At 68.2% G+C, this 19,554-nt stretch carries 22 protein-coding genes; 7 read left to right on the top strand and 15 right to left on the bottom strand.

The window, feature by feature from the left end; translation table 11 throughout:
• The first annotated feature begins 59 nt into the window (after positions 1-59).
• Positions 60-287: a hypothetical protein gene (locus tag ACWEKS_RS26095; protein ID WP_354850320.1), complete on the top strand. Its 228-nt coding sequence runs from the start codon at positions 60-62 to the stop codon at positions 285-287.
• Here the strand turns inward: ACWEKS_RS26095 and ACWEKS_RS26090 are convergent.
• Both ACWEKS_RS26090 and ACWEKS_RS26085 read right to left on the bottom strand, forming a co-directional pair.
• Positions 284-1,090, bottom strand: a complete 807-nt coding sequence (locus ACWEKS_RS26090; protein WP_452342496.1) for a nuclear transport factor 2 family protein — start codon at positions 1,088-1,090, stop codon at positions 284-286. The two genes, ACWEKS_RS26095 and ACWEKS_RS26090, sit on opposite strands and share 4 nt — an antisense overlap.
• A gap of 58 nt (positions 1,091-1,148) precedes the next feature.
• Entirely contained in the window at positions 1,149-2,015 is an 867-nt protein-coding gene (locus ACWEKS_RS26085; RefSeq protein WP_452342557.1) for an LLM class F420-dependent oxidoreductase, read from the bottom strand.
• Positions 2,016-2,141: 126 nt separating this feature from the next.
• On the opposite strand from ACWEKS_RS26085, the gene ACWEKS_RS26080 reads away from it, so the two are divergent.
• Both ACWEKS_RS26080 and ACWEKS_RS26075 read left to right on the top strand, forming a co-directional pair.
• The gene (locus tag ACWEKS_RS26080) at positions 2,142-2,687 is read left to right on the top strand and encodes a YdcF family protein (RefSeq protein WP_452342495.1); all 546 of its coding nucleotides are present in this window, start codon (positions 2,142-2,144) and stop codon (positions 2,685-2,687) included.
• Positions 2,688-2,792: 105 nt separating this feature from the next.
• Positions 2,793-4,388, top strand: a complete 1,596-nt coding sequence (locus tag ACWEKS_RS26075) for a GMC oxidoreductase (RefSeq protein ID WP_452342494.1) — start codon at positions 2,793-2,795, stop codon at positions 4,386-4,388.
• Positions 4,389-4,452: 64 nt separating this feature from the next.
• Here the strand turns inward: ACWEKS_RS26075 and ACWEKS_RS26070 are convergent, their stop codons facing one another.
• The 9 genes from ACWEKS_RS26070 to ACWEKS_RS26030 are packed head-to-tail and all read right to left on the bottom strand — an operon-like array spanning position 4,453 to position 13,081.
• A complete protein-coding gene (locus tag ACWEKS_RS26070; RefSeq protein ID WP_452342493.1) occupies positions 4,453-5,034 on the bottom strand; it encodes a hypothetical protein in 582 nt (193 codons plus the stop codon).
• 22 nt (positions 5,035-5,056) lie between these two features.
• The gene (locus ACWEKS_RS26065; RefSeq protein ID WP_452342492.1) at positions 5,057-6,013 is read right to left on the bottom strand and encodes an MlaD family protein; all 957 of its coding nucleotides are present in this window, start codon (positions 6,011-6,013) and stop codon (positions 5,057-5,059) included.
• Entirely contained in the window at positions 6,010-7,179 is a 1,170-nt protein-coding gene (locus ACWEKS_RS26060; protein ID WP_452342491.1) for an MlaD family protein, read from the bottom strand. Before ACWEKS_RS26060 ends, ACWEKS_RS26065 begins: the two co-directional genes overlap by 4 nt.
• Positions 7,176-8,258 carry an MlaD family protein gene (locus tag ACWEKS_RS26055; protein ID WP_452342490.1) on the bottom strand — a complete coding sequence of 361 codons (1,083 nt, stop codon included), beginning with the start codon at positions 8,256-8,258 and terminating at the stop codon, positions 7,176-7,178. The genes ACWEKS_RS26060 and ACWEKS_RS26055 overlap by 4 nt, the downstream gene beginning before the upstream one ends.
• Positions 8,258-9,304 (bottom strand): MlaD family protein, encoded by a 1,047-nt coding sequence (locus ACWEKS_RS26050; RefSeq protein WP_452342489.1) that lies wholly within the window; start codon positions 9,302-9,304, stop codon positions 8,258-8,260. Before ACWEKS_RS26050 ends, ACWEKS_RS26055 begins: the two co-directional genes overlap by 1 nt.
• Positions 9,301-10,293: an MlaD family protein gene (locus tag ACWEKS_RS26045; RefSeq protein WP_452342488.1), complete on the bottom strand. Its 993-nt coding sequence runs from the start codon at positions 10,291-10,293 to the stop codon at positions 9,301-9,303. Before ACWEKS_RS26045 ends, ACWEKS_RS26050 begins: the two co-directional genes overlap by 4 nt.
• 56 nt (positions 10,294-10,349) lie before the next feature.
• Positions 10,350-11,378, bottom strand: a complete 1,029-nt coding sequence (locus tag ACWEKS_RS26040) for an MlaD family protein (RefSeq protein ID WP_452342487.1) — start codon at positions 11,376-11,378, stop codon at positions 10,350-10,352.
• Between the two features lie 3 nt (positions 11,379-11,381).
• A complete protein-coding gene (locus ACWEKS_RS26035) occupies positions 11,382-12,245 on the bottom strand; it encodes an ABC transporter permease (protein WP_379387864.1) in 864 nt (287 codons plus the stop codon).
• Positions 12,245-13,081, bottom strand: a complete 837-nt coding sequence (locus ACWEKS_RS26030) for an ABC transporter permease (RefSeq protein ID WP_452342486.1) — start codon at positions 13,079-13,081, stop codon at positions 12,245-12,247. Before ACWEKS_RS26030 ends, ACWEKS_RS26035 begins: the two co-directional genes overlap by 1 nt.
• A gap of 399 nt (positions 13,082-13,480) precedes the next feature.
• On the opposite strand from ACWEKS_RS26030, the gene ACWEKS_RS26025 reads away from it, so the two are divergent.
• Entirely contained in the window at positions 13,481-13,696 is a 216-nt protein-coding gene (locus tag ACWEKS_RS26025) for a nuclear transport factor 2 family protein (protein ID WP_452342485.1), read from the top strand.
• On the opposite strand, the gene ACWEKS_RS26020 is transcribed toward ACWEKS_RS26025, so the two are convergent.
• The gene (locus ACWEKS_RS26020) at positions 13,697-14,782 is read right to left on the bottom strand and encodes a calcium:proton antiporter (RefSeq protein WP_452342484.1); all 1,086 of its coding nucleotides are present in this window, start codon (positions 14,780-14,782) and stop codon (positions 13,697-13,699) included.
• A gap of 105 nt (positions 14,783-14,887) precedes the next feature.
• Between ACWEKS_RS26020 and ACWEKS_RS26015 the strand changes: the two genes are divergently transcribed.
• A complete protein-coding gene (locus ACWEKS_RS26015; RefSeq protein ID WP_452342483.1) occupies positions 14,888-15,622 on the top strand; it encodes a VIT1/CCC1 transporter family protein in 735 nt (244 codons plus the stop codon).
• Here ACWEKS_RS26015 and ACWEKS_RS26010 read toward each other — a convergent pair.
• The 3 genes from ACWEKS_RS26010 to ACWEKS_RS26000 all read right to left on the bottom strand — a co-directional run bounded on the left by ACWEKS_RS26010 (position 15,619) and on the right by ACWEKS_RS26000 (position 17,833).
• Positions 15,619-16,041, bottom strand: coding sequence for a hypothetical protein (locus tag ACWEKS_RS26010; RefSeq protein ID WP_452342482.1), 423 nt, complete (start codon positions 16,039-16,041; stop codon positions 15,619-15,621). The two genes, ACWEKS_RS26015 and ACWEKS_RS26010, sit on opposite strands and share 4 nt — an antisense overlap.
• A gap of 33 nt (positions 16,042-16,074) precedes the next feature.
• Positions 16,075-16,632: a hypothetical protein gene (locus ACWEKS_RS26005; protein WP_452342481.1), complete on the bottom strand. Its 558-nt coding sequence runs from the start codon at positions 16,630-16,632 to the stop codon at positions 16,075-16,077.
• Positions 16,633-16,789: 157 nt separating this feature from the next.
• Entirely contained in the window at positions 16,790-17,833 is a 1,044-nt protein-coding gene (locus ACWEKS_RS26000) for a zinc-dependent alcohol dehydrogenase family protein (protein ID WP_452342480.1), read from the bottom strand.
• 132 nt (positions 17,834-17,965) lie between these two features.
• On the opposite strand from ACWEKS_RS26000, the gene ACWEKS_RS25995 reads away from it, so the two are divergent.
• Positions 17,966-18,763 (top strand): helix-turn-helix domain-containing protein, encoded by a 798-nt coding sequence (locus ACWEKS_RS25995; RefSeq protein ID WP_379400634.1) that lies wholly within the window; start codon positions 17,966-17,968, stop codon positions 18,761-18,763.
• Positions 18,764-18,848: 85 nt separating this feature from the next.
• Positions 18,849-19,511, top strand: a complete 663-nt coding sequence (locus tag ACWEKS_RS25990) for a PadR family transcriptional regulator (protein WP_452342479.1) — start codon at positions 18,849-18,851, stop codon at positions 19,509-19,511.
• Positions 19,512-19,554 lie beyond the last annotated feature (43 nt).

Raw genomic sequence — 19,554 nt, 5'->3', positions numbered from 1 at the left:
TCACGTACGGCGAGTCGCTCACGACACGCGCTCGATTTGCGAGTCGTCGCGTGTCGATCATGGTCAATCGGCGCTCCCGCCCCCAGGATGTCCTGATGATCGCCGAATGCCCCTCCTGCGCTTGGCCCTCTCCCACGGCTGTCTCCTCCCACCGCGGGGTGCAGTACCTGCGCTGTGTGTGCGGCCAGTGGCTGATCAGCGTGCACGGGAAGGTGGTCGGCGCGGCCGGGGGCACCACGTTCAGCGGGAACAATCCCCTGGCGGAGATCGCCGGGATCCGGGATTAGCTCGCCGGCACGAAGATTCGCGCCGATTCGATGCGCAGCCCACGGTCGGCGAAATCGAGTTCGGCGATACCGCGGCCCTCACGGGTCTCCACCGACACCGTCACCGAGTGCCCGGCGGCAATGGCCTTGCTCCAGCGCAGGCCCTTCACCCGGGTGGTGAAGTCCTCCAGCGACATCGCGCCGTCCACACCCCACTCCAGGCGCGGGACCGGAGCCAGAACCGCACGGGCACTGGACGAATCACCGGCGGCCACGGCATCCAGCAGCTGCCCGGCGGCCCGCTTGCCCGCCGCGCCGACACCGCGCAGGCCGGACATGAAGCCCAACGCCCCGCCGATGCCCTGATTGCCGAGCAGCTGCGGGCCCAGCTTGGCGCCCGCCAGCAGACCCTGCGTGCCCGATCCCAGCAGCTGGCCGATCATGCCCGCCAGCTCCCAATGTGCGCGCAGGGCTCGGATTTTCAGCGCGCCGTCCACTTCGGCCAGGTCATAGCGGAGGTGCATGGGCACGTGCAGGGTGACCCCGGTGGACATGGTGGTGGCAATGGTGAGATCACGGAAGACCGTCATGCCACACACCACGTCACCGGTCACGTCGAAGACGATGCCGTTGGGCGCGATGAAGGTGTCGTAGAAGCGTTCGATGGCCGCGCGCCCGATGTGCGGGCGTGAGCCGACCGGGTCCTCGACGCTGCCGTCGTCGGCGAAAAGGCCCACCCAGGCGGCCTTGTCGTGCGCGCCGACCGCCCGCGGTGACGCTTCGACGGTCGCCAATAGTTCGGCGGCGGTGGGATTCGCGGGCACAGTGTCCTCCAGATGTTGGCAAGCGCGCGCGATGATACCGAACGCCCCCGGCGCCGGACTAGATGGTCGCCAAGCGCGGGAGCAGGCGTTCGGCGAATTCGGTCACGAAGGCGATGGGATCGCCATCGGGCATGAAGTCCAGCTCGGTGATGCCCAGGGCGGCGAGCTGCTCGACATCCCGCAGCACCTGGTCCGGATTGCCGAGGGCATCGGACACATAGACCCCGGTCTTGCGGATGGCGTCGTAGTCGCGGCCCTCGGCCTCGCAGTGCGCGCGCAGCACGGCCAGCTTGGCGGCGACCTCCTCGGGGCTGCTCGCGAAGAGATTGCAGGCGTCCGCGTAGCGGGCCACCAGCAGCAGCGTCTTGCGCTCACCGCCGCCGCCGATCCGGATGGGCGGGCGCGGCCGGCTCAAAGGCGCTGGCACACAGAGGGTCTCGGCCAGCTGGTAGTGCTCGCCCTTGTACGGCCCATTGTCGGGGCTCCACATCTGCAGGCAGATCTGCAGTGTCTCCTCGAGCCGTTCGAACCGCTCGGCCATCGGAACGACCGGTATGCCGAGCCCGCGCTGCTCCCGCTCGTACCAGGACGCGCCGATGCCCAGTTCGGCCCGGCCGCCCGAGAGCACGTCGAGGGTGGTGACGATCTTGGCGAGCAGGCCGGGATACCGGTACATCACCCCGGTCACCAGCAGTCCCAGCCGCATGCGCTCGGTCAGCGCCGCCAGGTAGCCGAGGGTGGTGTAGCCCTCCAGCATGGGTTCCTCGGCGCTGCCGCGAAGCTCCATCTGGAAGTAGTGGTCCATGACCGTGAACTGCGCGAATCCGGCCTGTTCGGCAATGCGGGCGGTATGCGCCAGCGTCGACGCGATCCGGTCGGTCGCGGCGGGGTGCGAGTAGTTCCAGTAGTGCAGGCCCAGCTCCATGGCGGACTCCTCCGTTGGGGACGACATGCCTTTGTTTCGTGCGTGATGCCATGCGTTCGTGCGCAATACAGTCTGCCCCACGATCACGCCGGGAAGGTCGACCGCGGGATCGGTACCGTCGGAGGCGTGCCTGCTCTCCGGAGGGTCATCGCAGGGGTCGTCACCGTCACGGCGCTGATCGTCGCTCTCGCGTTCGCGGGGCTGCCGGTGTTCGTGCACCCGCAGGTGGATCCGCTGCGCCGGGCCGACGCCATCGTGGTGCTCGGCGGGACGGCGTACGCGCGCTACGACGTCGGGCTGCGGCTCGCCGAGCAGGGCTATGCGCCCGAGCTGCTGATCTCGCGATCCACCGGCCAGAACGACCCGGTGATGGACCGCTACTGCGACGGCGGGTTCGCCTTCACGGTCTCCTGCTTCGTGCCGAATCCGTGGACCACCCAGGGCGAGGCCGAGGAAGTCCGCCGGCGGGCCCAGGCCGGGCACTGGCAGCACATCATCGTGGTGACCTATACACCGCACGTCTCGCGCGCGCGATACATCGTGGGGAAGTGTTTTTCCGGCCAGATCACCATGGTCGCCAGCCCCAGCGATTCGGGGCTGTTGTTCTGGTCGTGGATGTATGTGCGGCAGTCGGCGGGTTATGTGCGCGCGTTTCTGCAGGGCGGATGCTGAGCCGAAAGATGGGCCACGGCCGCGCAATTGAACGGTTACGATGAGGTCCGGGCAAAGGGAAGCGCGTCCGTCGCGGGGGTGGATGCGGGTGCGGGAGGATTTCCGGTGCGTATCGACGACATTCGTGCCGTGCGGGACAGCGAGCTGACGGCCGACCTGTGCATTATCGGGTCCGGACCGGCGGGTCTGACCCTGGCTGCCGAACTCGCGGCAAGTTCGCTACGGGTGCTGGTGCTGGAGAGCGGCGGGCGCGAACTCGCCCCCCGCACCGATGCGCTCAATGACATCGAGAATATCGGCGCGGCGCGGGCCCAGCCGTATCGCAATGCCCGCAATCGCATTCTGGGCGGCAGTTCGCACACCTGGAGCGGACGCTGCGCACCGCTGGACGAACTGGATTTCGCGGCCCGCGCCTGGGTCCCGTTCTCCGGCTGGCCGATCGGATTCACCGAGGTCCAACCGTATCTGGATCGGGCGGCGGGACATCTGGGACTGGGGTACGGGGCCGGGTTCACCGGCGACCGGTTCTGGGAGCTGGCCGACCGGACTCCGGCCCATCCGGAGGTGGACCGGCGCTGGCTGCGGCCCTACTTCTGGCAGATCAGCAAGGACCCGGCGGATCCGTTCGACTCCAAGCGATTCGGCGTCCACGCCGGGGAAATCTCTGCGGCCAATGTTCGAATTCTACTGAATGCCACCGTTTCCCATATCGACACCGATCCGGACGGCACCCGGGTCGAGGCATTACGGGTGGTGGATTCCGACGGAGATATCCGTATTGTGCGTGCGACGCGAATTGTGCTGGCCGCCGGAGGAATCGAAAACGCGCGCCTGCTGCTCGCGTCGAATCGCATTGTGCCGGAGGGTATCGGTAATCGTCACGACGTAGTGGGCCGGTACCTGCTGGATCATCGTTGCGGCGTGGTGGGCGCGCTCGACCCGCACACCTCGGCCGCCGCGCGTGACCGATTCGGCAAATACGTGGTGAAAACCCGCGGCGGTAAGCACACCTTCCTGCACGGGCTGGCACTGTCGCCGGAAATCCAGGCCGACGAGGGACTCCTCAACTGCGCCCTGTGGATTCAGGAGGTGCCCGCCGAGGACGACCCCTGGGAGTCGGTGAAGAACCTGTTGCGCGGGCACCTGAACCTGCACGACGCCCGCACCGTCGCCGGCCATCCCGGCCTGCTGCTCTCCGGGGCCAAACGCCGTCTCATCGACCACACCGGCCTGCCGCGCAAGCTCGAACACGTGGAACTGCGCTGCATGGTGGAGCAGACCCCGGATCCGCGCAGCCGGATCACATTGAGCGACACCGTGGATCGCCTGGGCATGCCGCATCCGCGCATCGACTGGCAGGTCAGCGCCCAGGAGGACGCCACCGTCCGCCGCGCCGCCGCCCTGGTCGCCGGCGAGTTCGCCCGCCTCGGCTATCCCCCGCCCGCCCTGGACGAATGGGTCCGCGAGGCCAGTGATCTCCCGGTCCGGCTGACCGACTGGGCGCATCCCACCGGCGCGACCCGCATGTCGGCGGACCCGCGCACCGGCGTCGTGGACGGCGACTGCCGCGTGCACGGCATCAGCAACCTCTATATCGCCGGCAGCTCGGTCTTCCCCACCAACGGCCACGCCAACCCCACCCTGACCATCGTCGCGCTGGCGGTGCGGCTGGCCGACACGCTGCGCGGCGCCGCCGCCTGACGGGTGCGCCGAAAGGCCCGCCGAGCTCGAAAGCTGCGGCGGGCCAGGGTTTTCCGGCGCGCGATTACTGCTTGGGCAGCGGGAGGTCGATGCCGCCGACGTCGGTGACCTTCCAGTCGCTCCCGGGGTCGACGCTCACCGTGTAGTAGATGGTGGTCAGCACGCCGTCCGGGTTCTGCGCGTTGGTGGAGTTGACGTTCAGATAGACGTTCACCTTGTAGGCGCCGTTGTCGCGATTGGTGACCTGCGAGCTGAGCAGGGTCGGGCTCGAGGTCCACTTCAGCGGAACCAGGATCTCCTGCAGTTTCGAGGAGGTGGCGTCGAACTTGCTCGCCAGCGCCGGGGTGGTGTTGGACTTGAGGCGAGCGGTCCAGGCGTTGAAGTCGGAGAAGTTGAGGTTGGCCGCGCCCATGGCGTAGTCGGAGGCCACCTGCTCGGCGTGCTTGTCGTTCGCGGCCTGGGCGTCGCGGTCCTTCAGGTCCCCGCGCGCGGACTGCCACAGCACGGTGACCGTCACCAGCGCACCGACGAGCAGCACCGCGGCAACCGCGGTCACCAGCGTCGAGACCTTCAGCTGCACCGTTTTGCCCGGGGCCGGCACCGGATCCGGGTCGACCGGTTGCTTCGATTCGGTGTCCTGAGACATGGTCTCCTCCTTGCTGATACTGCTACTTCACGCCGACCTGCACGCGCACGGCACCGTCACCGGTGGACGCGAGCGCCTGCGAGATCAAGCTGCTGATATTGAGCTGAGGCCCGGCGGTGCGTGCCGCGTCGGCGAGCGGCTGCAATTGGGGCGCGAGGGTCTTCAATTCGGGTCCGGCCTGCCGCAGCCACTCGGTCAGCTTGGCCAGGAAAGGCGCCAATCCGTTGCCGGAGACATATGCCTGCGGCCCGGGGGCACGGTCGACCAGTCTACCGACGGCATTGATGAGCTCCTCGAGCGACTGCTCGAACTGCACGAACGCTGGTGCCGCGGCCGCCGTGGCCTCGCCCATGCCATCGATATTCGAGGCCGCCACCTGGAAGCTGTTGAGTAGCTGAGCAATCTTGGGTTCTCGGCTCATGATCGCGGCGGCCAGTAGATCACCGGCACGGGTCAGGTTCGGCATGGCCGAATCCGTGTCGTGGAAGGCCGCTCCCAACGTGCTCGCCAGCGAAGCCGCGACCTTCGGGTCGAGCTGGTTCATGACCTTGTTGACCAGTCGCGACACCTCGGGAATGGACAGTGGCGACTTCACCGCGGCGGCATCCAGGCGCTGGCCGTCCCTCAGGTACGGCCCGCCCGCGGTGCGGGGCCGGAACTCCACGAACGGCTCGCCCAGCGCGGACAGCTGCTCGATGGTGACGTCACTGTCGGTGGGCAGCCTGCGGTCCCCGTCGATGCGGAAGCCCACCTCGACGCCGCGCGCGGTGGAGTCCACCGACGTGATCCTGCCGACCCGCATGCCGGTGAGCAGGATGGGCGAACCCACGCTCAGCCCACCGGAATTCGCCATCACCATGGACCCGTCGGTGTGGTGCGCGAACGGATCCGCCCGCACCACGCCGAAGGTCAGATAGCTCGCGCCCACCACGGTGACGGCCGCGATGCCGCCCAGCGACGCCAGCGAACCCCACTTCATCGCACCGCTCCGATCATGCGCAGCCCGGCCAGAATGTTGGTGACCTGATCGTCTCGGGAGACCGAATCCGCTCGGACGCCGGTGATGTTCACCTTGGGCCCGTTCTCGACGAACGGAATCAGCTTGTCCCGCAGCAGCGAGGTCAGCAGCGACAGGTTCGACGGCACCGACAGATCCAGCGGTCGTCCCGAAAGCGCCAGCGGTGCAAAGGATTGCGTCACCGGATCCAGTGCGGTGGCCAGCGGGGCCAGCCACACCAGCGACTGCCCGAGCTGGCCGAGCACGGCGAAGATCCGGGTGACGCCCGCGAGCGAGCCGGTGATCCCGGTCATGGCGTCCACCGACTCCTGGCTGAGCTCGTGGTCCAGGAAGTCCGCGCGATCGTGCAGCACCTGGGCGTTGACACCCAGACCGTCGAGCAGCTTGTCGACCTGGTCCAGATTGACCGCCAGATCCACCGCGTTCCCGGCCGCGTTCTGCGCGATCCGCTTGGTCTCCTCGGGATCGCGGGGCAGCACCGCATTGAAGTGGTTGATGATGTCCTGCAACTGATTCACGGCCCCGCCCTGCGTGAAGGCGGCCAGCGCGGCCATGGTGTCCTCGAGCTGCACCGGCGGGCGGGTGTGGTCCTGGGTGATGGTGCCGCCGTCCTTCAGCAGCGACCCGAAACCGTCCGGCGGCGTGGTCAGCGCCAGATGGATGTCACCCAGCACCGTGTTCTGCCGCAGCTCGGCCACCGTCGTGACCGGCAGCTGCACCTTGGACGAGATGTCCGCGTCCACCACGACATAGCCGCCGCGCCCGCCCGCGTGCGCCGAATCCACCACGCGCACACCGCTGACCGAACCGACCTGCGCGCCATTGGCGATGACCTTGGCCTTCGCGGGCAGATTCAGCACATTGCCGAACTCGATGTGAATCCGGTAGGTGGGCCCCGAAATCGTGGTGCCCGGCACCGGCACCGAGGACGGATCGAAGGCACAGCCCCCCGCCCCGGCGAACAACCCGGCAGCCAGCACAGCGGCTCCCGCACGCCTGGCCGCACGTCCCCGCGGCCGCTCGTCGGAGCCTGCCCCCTGCGCAGGCTTCGACCACGGCGAGCCGCCCGTTCCCGCACCGGAGCCGGGCCGGGTGGCGACGACGATCTCCCAGCGTCCGAACCTCATCGCACACCTGCCATTCCGAGCACCAACGGGACCAGCGGGACGTTCACCATGCCGTTGGCGGCGTCGGTGCAGCTGCCCGGGGTGACGGCATTGACGGCGGCGCAGACCTGTTCGGCCTGCGGGGCCGGCAGGGCCGCGCGCGGAGAGCCGTAGGTGATGCCGCTGCCCATGACGTTCTGGGCCGCATTGGTCAGCACCGGGAGTTTCAGCATGACCTCGGAGAGCGAGCCGACATTGGCGCGCAGCAGCCGGACCAGCGGCAGGGTGTCGTCGAGACCGCGCATGATCGGGTCGCCCGCGATGGTGACCAGATCATTGAGCATGGGCAGCACCGCACCGAGCCGGTCGATGAGTTGCGCACCGGGACCGAGCAATTCGGTGCTCGCATTGTTCAGGGCGGGGGCCAGCCGCAGCAGCATGGAACGCAGGTCGCCCCAGTGCTGCTCGACCTTCGCACCGACCGCGGCGAAGGCGTCGAAGATGCCCGCCAGGTGCCCGATGTCGGCGTCCGGCTGGGCGAGCGCCGAACCCAGCTTCTTGACGATCTCGTTGATCTGCGGGCCCGCGCCCTGGGTGGCCGAGTCCAGCGCGGACAGCCCGTGCGCCAGCGCATCCGGGGCCTGCGCCTGCTGCAGTTGCGCGGACAGATCGGTCAGCGCCGTCAGTGTCTCGGTAATGCTCTTGGGCGTCAGGGTTTTGGTGATGCACTGCGACGAATCCCAGTGCGCCAGATCCTTGCCACTGTTGAGTACCGCCAGATTGCGGTCGGCCACAATCGAATCCGAGACCGTGGTGGCGGCGGCGTCCGCGTACACGGGGTACTTCGCGTCGACGGAGAACTTCACCTTGACCTTGGCGCCGTCCGAATCGATGGAATCGACGGTGCCGACCGGGATTCCGCGCATGGTCACCTTGTTGCCCGCGTACAGACCGACCGCGTCGGGCATGACGGCGCAGTAGGAGACTGTCTTCTTCATCGGGTTGAACCACAGCAGGTACCCGACCACCGCCAGCAGTACCACCAGCATCGCACCGGCGACCGACATGAACGCCTGCGATCCGAGCATCCGCTTGAACATCAGCAGTCCTTCCCCGGCACCGGAATGCACACCTGCGGCTGCGCCACAGGCTGCTGCGACAGGGCGACGGTCTGCTGCGACTGGTCGATCTGCACGCCGCCGTCCGGAATCACCAGGTCCGACAGCTTCTTCTGCAGGTCCTGCGCGGCGGTCAGGGTCGGAGTGAACTTCTGGCCGAGCTGTTCGAGCTGGGTGATGGCGTCGGTCAGCTTGGGCTTCAGATCCGACCAGGTGGGTTCCGCACCGCCGAGCCGGCCGAGCACATCGCTGAGCAGCCGGATGGCCTCGGCCATCTCGGCATGCTTGTCGTCGAGCACGGTGACCAGCAGGTTGGCATTGTCCATGAGCCGGCCCAGATCGGATTTCGCGCCGTCGTACATACGCACGTACTCGTCGGCCACGGCCACCGCATTGGACACCTGGCCGCGCTGCTTGTCCAGCGCGTCCACATAAGTGTCGACCGTGGCCAGCGTGGTGCGCAGGGTGTCGGGTGAGCCGTCGATCGAACTGCCCAGTGCCGCAAGGTTCTTGTTCAGCGTCGAGCCGTCGATCTTGGAGAGCGGGGCGGCCGCGTCCTGGAAGGTCTCGATCAGGCTGTAGGGCAGGCGCACCCGGTCCGCCGGAATGGCCGCCGACCCCAGCGGCTTGCTCCCGGCCGGGAACACCGCCACATAGTGGCCGCCGACAATGGTCAGCATGCGAATGTCGAGGGAGGTCTGATCACCCAGGAACACATCGGATTTCACCGTGAAGCGCATGACGACCCTGTCCGGCTTCAATTCCAGCGACTTCACCTCGCCGACCGAGATGCCGGCGATGCGCACGTCGTCGCCCGCCTTCACCGACTGTGCCTCGGACAGTTCCGCGGTGTAGGTGTGCTTGCCGAACGGGATCACGTACAGCGCACCGGCCGCGGTCAGGCCCAGCACCACCAGCACCGCGCCGATGATGCCCTTGCGCAGGTGCCGCTGCTGCTTGGTGGCGTCGTCGACCACCCGATCGTCACGTTTCAAACCGAGCCCGCTCGAGAAGCGGGGCAATGTCATCCGTTGCATATCGCCACCTGCTGTCCCGACACGAGCACCCTGACCACCGTCGGCACATCGGCGGTTCCCTTGCTGCACACCGGCTTCCAGCCGCTCGGACTGGTCGGCAGGGCCGCGTCGGCCGCCCCCAGCACCGCGGGCAGGCGGCCGAAGGCGTCCACCGCCTCCTTGGCATCGGGGAAGATCCTGCGGATCAGCGCGTCCACATCGGACCCGCTGTCGATCCCCAATGAGCGCAGCAGATTGTCGATGGGCCGCAGCACCGAGGGCGCGGTGACCGCGAATTGCGCCAGGCCGCCGATGTTCTGCTGCAACGCCTCGAAGATGTCGGAGAGCTGCTTCAGCAGCGGCACCAGGTAGTGCACGCGCCCGCCCAGCCGGTCCGACAGATCCGACATGTTGTGGATCAGCGTCGAGATCACCTGCTGCCGGTTGTCCACGTACGACGCCAGTTTCCCGATCGCGTCCATGGCCGGGCCGATCCCGCTGCCGTCACCCTCGATCAGGGCCACCATGCTGGCGCTGAACTGGTTGATGGCCTCCGGGGAAATGGTCTGCAGCACCGGCTTCAGGCCGTTGAACAGCTGCGTCACATCGAACGACGGCACGGTGTGGTCCTCGCCGATGCGCGCGCCCGCCGGAATCCGGTTGCCCGGCTGCGGCTGCTGCTGCAGATCGAGGTACCGCTGGCCGGTCAGATTCTGGTAGCGGATGGCCAGCTTGGAGTTGTCGTAGACGGGCGCATCGGTCTTGACCGACAACTGCACCCGTGCCTTCGCACCCTCGAGACCGATCTGCTTCACCTTGCCGACCTGCACGCCGAACATGCGCACGTCGTCGCCGACCTTCAAACCGTTGGCGTCGGTGAAGATGGCATCGTGGGTCTCGGTCTTCCCCGACACCGGGCGCTGAATGGCGGTGAGCACCAACATGAGCACCACCACGATGACGCCCGCGAACAAGGCCAGCCGCCAGGCCGCAGATTTCACTCGCCCACCCGTCGCCCCACCGCCACCCCTGATGGAATCGCTGCGCGATGCACGCCTCATTTGGCCCCTCCCAACAGCGGCACCGCGATGGCCGGCACACCCTTCAGGTCGACCTCCACATTCAGCACCGGCCCCTGCCCGGTGTCCGGCATGGCCGCGCGCAAAAGCTCCAGCAGCAGACGCAATTCGGCCGCGGACTGCTGCGGCTGCGGCACCATCTGCGCGAGTGCGGTCAGCACCGGGACCAGCATGTCGGTGGTGCCGGAAAGCTGATTCCCGGCCTGGGTGAAGGTCGTCGCCAGCGCCGGCAGCAGCTGACCGGTGACCGTCGCGACGTCCTTGTCATAGGCGGCGCGGTCGGTCTGCAGCCGCTGCATACTGCGGATCAGATCCACCACCTGCACGGTCGCGCCCGCGAACCGTCCGCCGCCGTCGAAGGCCGGGCCGAGGTCGCCGACCAGCTCCGACATCGGCATCTTCTGGTTGTCGGTAACGGTGCGCTGCGCGGTGATGAGCGCCTGGGCCAGCGGCATGAGCGCCTGGGTATCGGCCGCGGCCTGTGCGATCACCGACGCCATCTGCGGGGTCAGCACCGAACCGCCCACCTGCGAGGCGCTGCGCAGCAGCGAGCCCATGGTGGCGTCGTAGACCGCGGCGGCGCGGCTGCCGGTGAAGTCCAGCACCGTGCCCGAGCGCAGCGGGGAACCGCCCGCGCCCCTGCGCAATTCGATCTCGCTGATGCCGAAGAGGTTGGCCGGGGCGTAATCCACCTGCAGGCTGTCGTCCAGCCCGAACAGCTCGGCATCGTCGAGCCGCAGCGAAATCTGCTGTGTCCCGTGCTGATCCGGCGCGATCTCGGTGACCTTGCCGATCACCACGCCATTGGCCCGCACGTCGGTGCCGACCAGCACGCCGTCACCGATCTGCTCGGTGCGCAGTGAAATCGGCAGTCCGGCCTCGGTTTTCTGTGACCGGTACAGCGCCCAGCCCGCCACCACGGCCACCACCAGCGCCAGCGCGACGGTGCCGACCGTCATCGCCCGCTTGCGATCGACGGCCACACCCGGCATTCCGTAATTCGGCATCCCCTACCCCGTGAACGTAATCGCCGAGTTGAAGCCCCACAGGGACAGCGACAGCACCATGTCCATGGCCACGATGGCCACCGAACTCGCGCGCACCGCCTTACCCGAGGCGATACCCACACCCTCCGGCCCGCCGGTCGCGAAAAAGCCGAAGTAGCAGTGGATCAGGATGACCACCACCGCGAACACGGCCACCTTGACCACCGCGGCGATCACGTCGAACCCGGACACGAACTGGAAGAAGTAATGGTCGTACACACCGGCAGACGCCCCGTGCACCAGCGTGATCAGCCCGCGGCAGGCCGCGTAGGACAGGATCAGCGCGATCAGGAAGGTCGGCACGATGGCGACCGCGCCCGCGAGCACGCGGGTGGTCACCACGAAGGGAACCGAACGCAGACCGAGGGATTCGATGGCGTCGATCTCCTCGGAGATACGCATCGACCCGATCTCGGCGGTCATGCGGCAGCCCGCCTGCGCGGCGAACCCGATGGCCGCCACGATCGGCGCCAGCTCCCGGGTGGTGGCGTAGGCCGACACCAGGCCGGACACCGGGCCCATGCCCAGCATGTCCAGCGTGGTGAACGACTCCACCGCCACCGACGCGCCCATGACCAGGCCGAGCACGATCATCATCGGCACGGTCCCGCCGCCCACGATGACCGAGCCGCGGCCCCAGGTCATATCCGAGATTGCCCGCATGGTCTCGCTGCGATACCGCTTCAGCGTCAACGGAATCGACGACAGTACCTGCCAGACGAAGGCCAGCGTGAAGCCCAGGTTCTCCACCCGGCGCAGGATCAGGCCACGGCGGCGATAGGCGCGCGCGGCCCAGCCCAGCCCCTTGGGCACATAGGTTGCCGACATCAGGCCAGCCTCGTGGGCAGGAAGAGATCGGTGATCTGGGTGGCGACCAGATTGACGGTCACGATCGACACCACCGACAGCACCACCGCGGCGTTCACGGCGTCGGCGACACCCCGCGGGCCGCCCTTCGCCTCGAGCCCGCGCTGGCAGGCGATGATCACCACGAGGAAGCCGAAGATCACGGCCTTCAACAGCGACACCCATACATCGGCGGTGCTGGTGAAGGCTCCGAAGGTGGACCAGTACGAGCCCGGTGTCACGCCCTGCCCGCCGATGGCGACGCCGTAGCCGGCCAGCACGCCCACGAAGATGATGAGCACGTTCAGCAGCGGCGCGACGAAGACCATGGCCACCAGGCGCGGGATCACCAGCCGGTGAATCGGGCTGATGCCCATGGTGTTCAGCGCGTCGATCTCCTCGCGAATGGTGCGCGCGCCCAGATCCGCCGCCAGTGCCGCGGCGCCCGCGCCGCCCAGCAGGAAGCCGGTGGCCAAAGGCGCGCCCTGTTTGATGACGCCCAGGCCGCCGGTCGCGCCCAGCAGTGAATCCGCGCCCAGGGTGTGAATCAGATTGCCCACCTGGACCGAAACGATGACGCCGAACGGAATCGCGATGAGCACGGCCGGAATCGCGGTCACGGTAATGAGCCGCCAGGCCTGGAGAATGGCTTCTTTCCATTGGAATTGGCGGCGCGCGATATCGGTGACGGTGCCGACCACCGCTTCCTCGGCAATTCCGACCGCGCGACCGAAGGTGCGCAGCGACGCCACCGAGGTGCTGGAGAAGTTGTCACGCACGATGCGCACGGCGGACCGATCATGGACGGCCCGGGTCATCGCAGGACTGCTTCTTCGAGACGCCGGAACCGACGTGTGGTGGCGAGCTTCAAATTTCTTCTCCGTGATCGGCAACACTGCCTGCCATCAAAGCTAATGGTTACCCGGAGTTACAACAAATCGGCCCAAGATGTGATCGGAACCTCTAAGTTACCTACCGGTACGCCCGGAGTCGGTCCCGGCCAGCGGGACGAATGGCCATGTGACCTGCAGTTCTAGAACGTGTTATCAGAGCAGATCGGCTATAACTATGACGCCGAGCACACCCCGAGCGAACCCCCGGCGAGGCGGTTTCGCGGCCCTCTGCCATACCTGAAGCCGAATCGAGTGATCTCGCAGCAACCTCCGATTTCACATCGAACGCACGCGTAACCCCGACAGTGCGTGTTCACTGTCGCTGTGGACAACACGGTGTCGGCGGTCCTGCACACGATCGAAGCCGGCGACTGGGCGGAATTCGCGAAGCTGGTGCACCCCTATGTGCATTGGACCGAGGACGGCGTCACCACCCGCGGACGAACCCGCGTCATGGCGCTGCTGTCCCGGCACGATGCCACCAATCCCGCGACGTCCTACGAACTGCGCGACGGCCAGATCTATCGCTGGAACTCCTGATTACGGACTGACCGCCAGAAAAACGAAGGCCGAGAACAACACCAGGTGCACACAGCCCTGGAGCAGGGTCGCGCGTCCGGGCACCACGGTGAGCGCGCCGACCACCACGGTCAATGCCAGTAGCACCATCTGGGTCGCGCCCAGGCCGAGCATGAGCGGGCCCGCGATCCAGACCGAGGCGAGCGCAATGGCCGGAATGGTCAGGCCGATACTGGCCATGGCCGAACCCAGCGCCAGATTCAGCGAGATCTGCACCCGGTCGCGGCGCGCAGTACGTACGGCCGCAATGGTTTCGGGCAGCAGCACCAGCATCGCGATCACCACACCGACCGCGGACTGCGGCAGCCCGGCCGCGGCGATACCGGATTCGATATTCGGTGTGTCCACCTTCGCCAGCCCGACCACGCCGATCAGGGCAATCAGCAGCAAACCCAGACTCAGCAACGCCTGCCCGCGGGTGGGCGGCTCCTCGTGCTCATCGTCGACCTCCGCGATCCCCTCGACGGGCAGGAAGTCGTCCGGATGCCGGACCGTCTGCACCATGACGAAGACGCCGTAGAGAACCAGCGACGCCACGGCGGCGAAGGCCAGCTGCGAGGTCGAGAACACCGGGCCGGGTTCGCTGGTGGTGAAGGTCGGCAGCACGAGGCTCAGCGTTGCGAGTGTCGCGACCGTGGCCAGCGCCGCGCCGGTGCCCTCGGCATTGAACACCGCCACCCGCCGCCGCAGCGCGCCCACCAGCAGCGAAAGGCCGAAAATGCCATTGCACGTGATCATTACGGCGGCGAAGACGGTGTCGCGGGCCAGCGAGGCGGACTTCTCCGGGCTGGACACCATGAGCGTGACGATCAGCCCGACCTCGATGATGGTCACCGCAACCGCCAGGATCAGCGATCCGAACGGCTCGCCCACCCGGTGCGCGACCGTCTCCGCGTGGTGCACCGCGGCCAGCACCGCGCCGATCAGCACGGCTCCCACCAGTACCGCCGGGACCGGGCCCAACTGCCGGCCCCAGGCCACCACCAGCACCGCGGCGCCCAGCACCGGGAGGATGGCCGACCAGTACCGCCTGCAGAAACCCACCATGACCCCATCGTTGCAGCAAACCGTCCGCACACCCCGGAAATGGGAGCCATGCCTCCCCCGAACGCCTTACCGCATGAGTACGTCCCGGTGAATTAGGCTGCCCACGTGGACGACACCGGAGCCGCCGACGCAGCACTACCGCACCCGCACGAGCCGCACGACGAGGGCCTCGCCGCCCGCCTCAACTGGTTGCGGGCCGGCGTGCTGGGCGCCAATGACGGCATCGTCTCCACCGCCGGCCTGGTGGTCGGTGTCGCCGCCGCGTCCACCGACTCCAGCGCCATCCTCACCGCGGGCGTCGCGGGTCTGGCCGCCGGCGCCATCTCCATGGCGGTCGGCGAATACGTCTCGGTCAGCACCCAGCGCGACTCCGAGCGCGCCCTGCTGTCCAAGGAGAAACGGGAGCTGGCCGAGGAGCCGGAATACGAACTGGCCGAGCTGACCCAGATCTACCGGGCCAAGGGCCTGTCCGCCGAGACCGCCCGCCGGGTGGCCCAGGAACTCACCGCACACGACGCCTTCGCCGCCCACGCCGAGGCCGAATTGGGTTTGGACCCACACGAACTCACCAATCCGTGGCAGGCCGCGCTGTCGTCGGCCGTCTCCTTCACCATCGGCGCCATCCTGCCGATCCTGGCCATCCTGCTGCCCCCGACCCCATGGCGCATCCCCGTCTGTTTCGCCGCCGTGCTGGTGGCGCTGGCCCTGACCGGGTCGGTGAGCGCCCGGCTCGGTGGCAGCAATCCACGCCGCGCCGTGCTCCGGGTGGTCATCGGCGGTGCGCTGGCCATGGCCGTCACCTACGGAATCGGTCAGCTGGCAGGGATTTCCGGACTCTAGCCGGAGGGCCGGCCCGAATCCTCCGGCGGCGCGAGCGGATTCGCCGGCCCGCCGCCCGGGCCCACCGGCGCCGGGATATTCACCGGATGCGGTGCGACCGGCGCTGGAATCACCACTGGCGGAGCCGGATCCGGGGCCGGTTTCGGAGCGGACGGAACCTGTTCGGCGGGAGGGGCATTGGGCGGGCGCGGGGCGGGCGCGACTTTGGGCGGATGCGGAGCGGGCGCGAAATGGTCGTGACGCGGTCGGGGGACATTCACGATCGAGGTATCGGCGATCGGGCGATCACCGGACGAGGTGAACCAGATGCCCGCCCCGACGGCCATCGCCATCAGGACGGCGGCCAGGACCACGCGGACCAGCCGCCGGGGGTCGATATCGCCTTGGTCGCGCCGGATCTCGTCTGCCGTGCCCAGCATGGCTGTCCTCCTTCGGATTCCGGGCCGCGCCGGCTAGGGAGCGGGCGGGGGCGGGGGTGGCACCAGGAACGGGAGGATCGGGGCCAGAATGTCCGGCAGTGCGGGAGCCGGTGGTGGAGGCGGCGCCACCGGAGCGGGTGCGGGCGGCTCGGGAGCCACCTGGACGGGCGCGGGCGGAGGGACGTATTGCTCGGTTTGCGGAGCGGGAGCGGGAGCGGGAGCGGGGGCAGGCGCGGGCGCCGGGGCGGGCGTGGGATTCTGCGCTGCGGCCGGGGCGAGCGGTGGTGGTGACGGAGCGGCGGAGGTGGCGGACGGGGGCGCCTGGGGCTGCGCCTTGACCGACACCGGGGCGGTGGACGTGGAAGCCGGTGGGGTGTCCGGTGTTTCGGCGCCGCCGGGTCTGTCGAGCGCGGCCCACATGGTGCCGCCGATGAGGGCGACGATCACGCTGAACGAGAGGACCAGGAGGCCGCCGAGCACCTTGGCGGGCATCGTCCCCACCGCGGTCAGACCGGGGGTCCCGTCATTCGCTGCGGCGGCGGGTTCCTCCCCCGCCGCACCGGGTCTCTCGCGTACCGCGCCCACCGCCATCGGGGAACTCCTTCGGCTCGAAGCACACGCTCGTAGATCCGAAATGCTTCTCCTTCAAGGCACGGTACACATATTTGCTGACTATCTGAACCGGCTACAAGGTAAGGAAATAGTCCCAGGTAGATATCTATCCGAACCGATTGCCGGTAAGTTGCACTCAATCCAGGGTGAGCACCACCTTGCCGAACAGGTCACCGGTCTCGAAGTATTCGAACGCCTCGACCGCCCGCTCGAACGGATACACCCGATCGATCACCGGCCGCATCCCGTGCTCGGCCATCGTGCGGTTCATGAACTCCAGATCCGCCCGGCTGCCCACCGCGATGCGGCGCAGGCCGGCGTACTTGCCGCCCAGTGGATCGGCGGGCTGCTGCCCCGGCTCGGCCGGGAAGGCCCCGATCAGCACGACCTCGCCGTTGTAGGCCGTGGCCGCAAGGGATTTCGCCAGCGTCCGCTTGCCCACCGCCTCCACCACGCGCTCTACGCCCAGGCCGTCGGTGAGCTCCAGCACCACCCGCTCCCAGTCCGGGGTCGCGGTCCGGTCCACCACCTCGTCCGCGCCCAGCTTGCGCAGGCGCTCACCCTTCTCCGGCGACGAGGTGAGGGAGATGACCTGCGCGCCCAGCATTTTCGCGTGCTGCACCGCGAAGAGGCCGACCGGACCCGAGCCGACCGTGAGCACGGTGTCGCCCGGGCCGACCGGCACCGGCTTGGTCACCGCGGCCCAGGCCACCAGACCCGCGCAGGTGAGGGCGGCGGCTTCCGCGTCGGTGAGATACGACGGCACCTGCACCACCGAGTCCTCTTCCAGCAGTACGTAGGTCGCGAGCCAGCCGTCGTGGGTCGCGCCGTACTGCTCACCGCTCAGCGCCTGGGTCTGCGGGCCGTCGTTCCAGCCGACGAAGTAGGTGCCCATCACCCGGTCGCCCAGCGCCGCACGCGTCACGCCCGCACCCAGGCCGATCACCTCACCGACGCCGTCCACCAGCGGCACCACGCCCGGCCGGGCCGGCACCGGGTAGGTGCCCTCCATCAGCATGATGTCGCGCCGGTTCAGGGCGGCGGCGCGCACCCGCACCAGCACCTGGTGCGGTCCGGGGATCGGCGCCACCTGCACCGCCGTGCTCAATCCGGCCAGGCCGCGCAGCGGATCCAGGTGGTAGGCAACACCATTCGGGTTCTGATCATGTCCATCGCTCATGGCTCCGAGTCTGTGCCGCGCCGGCAGCCACCGCGATTCCCTGCAGGGAATGATCAAGGCGCGGCTTCCCTGCCGTGTGACGATTCCCTGGAGGGAATCGCGACGCGACACCGCCTCGAACACAGTGGAGGTATGACGACCATGGCCCCGGCCACGACCACACCGTTCGCCCAGCAGCTCCGCGGCTGGCGGACACGGCGGCGGTTGAGTCAGCTCGATCTGGCCATCGCCGCCGAGACCAGCCAGCGGTATCTGAGCTTCCTGGAGCAGGGGCGCTCGCAGCCGGGACGGATCATGGTGGTCCGCCTGGCCGAGGTGCTGGGACTGTCCCTGCGGGAGCGCAACGCAATGCTGCTGGCGGCGGGCTATGCGCCGATCTTTCCCGAATCCTCGCTGGACGCACCGGAACTCGACGCGGTCCGCCATGCGCTCGACACCATCCTGCAGGGGCATCTACCGTATCCGGCCGTGGTGACCCGGCCGTTCGGCGTGCTGGTGGCGGCCAATCCCGGATTCGAGCTGCTGACCGAGGGCTGTGCGCCGGAACTGCTGGAGCCGCCGATCAATGTGCTGCGGCTGGCCCTGCACCCGGACGGGCTGGGCCGGCGGGTGGAGAACCTGCCGGAGTGGGGGCGGCACGTCACCGACAGCCTCCGCAATCGCGCGGGCCGCAGCCCCGATCCCGCGCTGGACGCGCTCATCGCCGAACTCGACGGCTATCTGCCGCCGGTGGAGCCGGGCCCGGGGCATCTGGGTTTCGCGGTACCGCTGCGGCTGCGGTCCGAGGCGGGCGAGCTGCGGCTCATCACGACGGTCACCTCGTTCGCGACAGCCACCGACATCACCCTGTCCGAGCTGCACCTCGAGGCGTTCCTGCCCGCCGACCAGGCCACCTCCGACCACCTGCGCGCCCGCTTCGCCCACGCGTAGACGCCGATCGGAGCTCGGTTCCGGCCGACTGCTTGCCGCCGAATACTCGTAGACGTATATTCGTAGACGAGTAAGGGGGTGCCGGATGGCCCGCAAGCGCAAGGTCGCGAATCTGATGGGGCTGGCGGTGCTGTCCGCCGTCGTCGTCAAACCCATGCATCGCTACGAGATCGCCGCGCAGTTGCGGGCATGGGGCAAGGACAACGACATGAGCGTCAAGTGGGGCTCGCTCTACACGGTCGTGGACAACCTCGCCAAGCACGGCTTCCTCGAGATCGCGGGCAGCGAACGCGACGGCGCCCGGCCGGAACGGACCATCTACCGGATCACCGACGCCGGGCGCGCCGAACTCACCGACTGGACCAGGGAACTCATCGCCGACCCCGAGCCCGAGAAGCGCCGCTTCATGGCCGGGCTGTCGGTCGCCTCGGTGCTGCCGCCCGACGAGGTCGTCGACCTGCTCACCCAGCGAATCACCAAGCTGGATAGGACCATTGCCGAGAACCGCTCCCAATTGGCCGCCCTGGACGGCACGGTGCCGCGGCTGTTCCTGATCGAAGAGGACTACGAGCTGGCCATGCTGGCGGCGGAGTCCGAATGGGCACGCGCACTGCGCGATTCACTCGCCGACGGCAGCTTCCCGGACGTGGAGGGCTGGCGGGCCTGGCATCGCGACGGCGTCATGCCCACAGACATCGCAGAGCTGGCGGAAGGGGGAGCCGACACACCGCAGTCCCAGCACGACTGATCCACATGGACCGGGCCCCGGCGAGGGTGCTGCAACACCGCCG

The organism is Nocardia sp. NPDC004711 (assembly GCF_053601595.1).
Note: the sequence above shows the minus strand (reverse complement) of the source record. Positions and strands in the feature narration are given on the sequence as shown.

Coding starts and splice junctions, on each gene's coding strand:
- ACWEKS_RS26095 (WP_354850320.1), top strand. CDS start 60: ATGGTCAATCGGCGCTCCCGCCCCCAGGATGTCCTGATGATCGCCGAA.
- ACWEKS_RS26085 (WP_452342557.1), bottom strand. CDS start 2,015: ATGGAGCTGGGCCTGCACTACTGGAACTACTCGCACCCCGCCGCGACC.
- ACWEKS_RS26070 (WP_452342493.1), bottom strand. CDS start 5,034: ATGTCTCAGGACACCGAATCGAAGCAACCGGTCGACCCGGATCCGGTG.
- ACWEKS_RS26065 (WP_452342492.1), bottom strand. CDS start 6,013: ATGAAGTGGGGTTCGCTGGCGTCGCTGGGCGGCATCGCGGCCGTCACC.
- ACWEKS_RS26060 (WP_452342491.1), bottom strand. CDS start 7,179: ATGAGGTTCGGACGCTGGGAGATCGTCGTCGCCACCCGGCCCGGCTCC.
- ACWEKS_RS26055 (WP_452342490.1), bottom strand. CDS start 8,258: ATGTTCAAGCGGATGCTCGGATCGCAGGCGTTCATGTCGGTCGCCGGT.
- ACWEKS_RS26050 (WP_452342489.1), bottom strand. CDS start 9,304: ATGACATTGCCCCGCTTCTCGAGCGGGCTCGGTTTGAAACGTGACGAT.
- ACWEKS_RS26040 (WP_452342487.1), bottom strand. CDS start 11,378: ATGCCGAATTACGGAATGCCGGGTGTGGCCGTCGATCGCAAGCGGGCG.
- ACWEKS_RS26035 (WP_379387864.1), bottom strand. CDS start 12,245: ATGTCGGCAACCTATGTGCCCAAGGGGCTGGGCTGGGCCGCGCGCGCC.
- ACWEKS_RS26030 (WP_452342486.1), bottom strand. CDS start 13,081: ATGACCCGGGCCGTCCATGATCGGTCCGCCGTGCGCATCGTGCGTGAC.
- ACWEKS_RS26020 (WP_452342484.1), bottom strand. CDS start 14,782: ATGGTGGGTTTCTGCAGGCGGTACTGGTCGGCCATCCTCCCGGTGCTG.
- ACWEKS_RS26010 (WP_452342482.1), bottom strand. CDS start 16,041: ATGCTGGGCACGGCAGACGAGATCCGGCGCGACCAAGGCGATATCGAC.
- ACWEKS_RS26005 (WP_452342481.1), bottom strand. CDS start 16,632: ATGGCGGTGGGCGCGGTACGCGAGAGACCCGGTGCGGCGGGGGAGGAA.
- ACWEKS_RS26000 (WP_452342480.1), bottom strand. CDS start 17,833: ATGAGCGATGGACATGATCAGAACCCGAATGGTGTTGCCTACCACCTG.
- ACWEKS_RS25995 (WP_379400634.1), top strand. CDS start 17,966: ATGACGACCATGGCCCCGGCCACGACCACACCGTTCGCCCAGCAGCTC.
- ACWEKS_RS25990 (WP_452342479.1), top strand. CDS start 18,849: ATGGCCCGCAAGCGCAAGGTCGCGAATCTGATGGGGCTGGCGGTGCTG.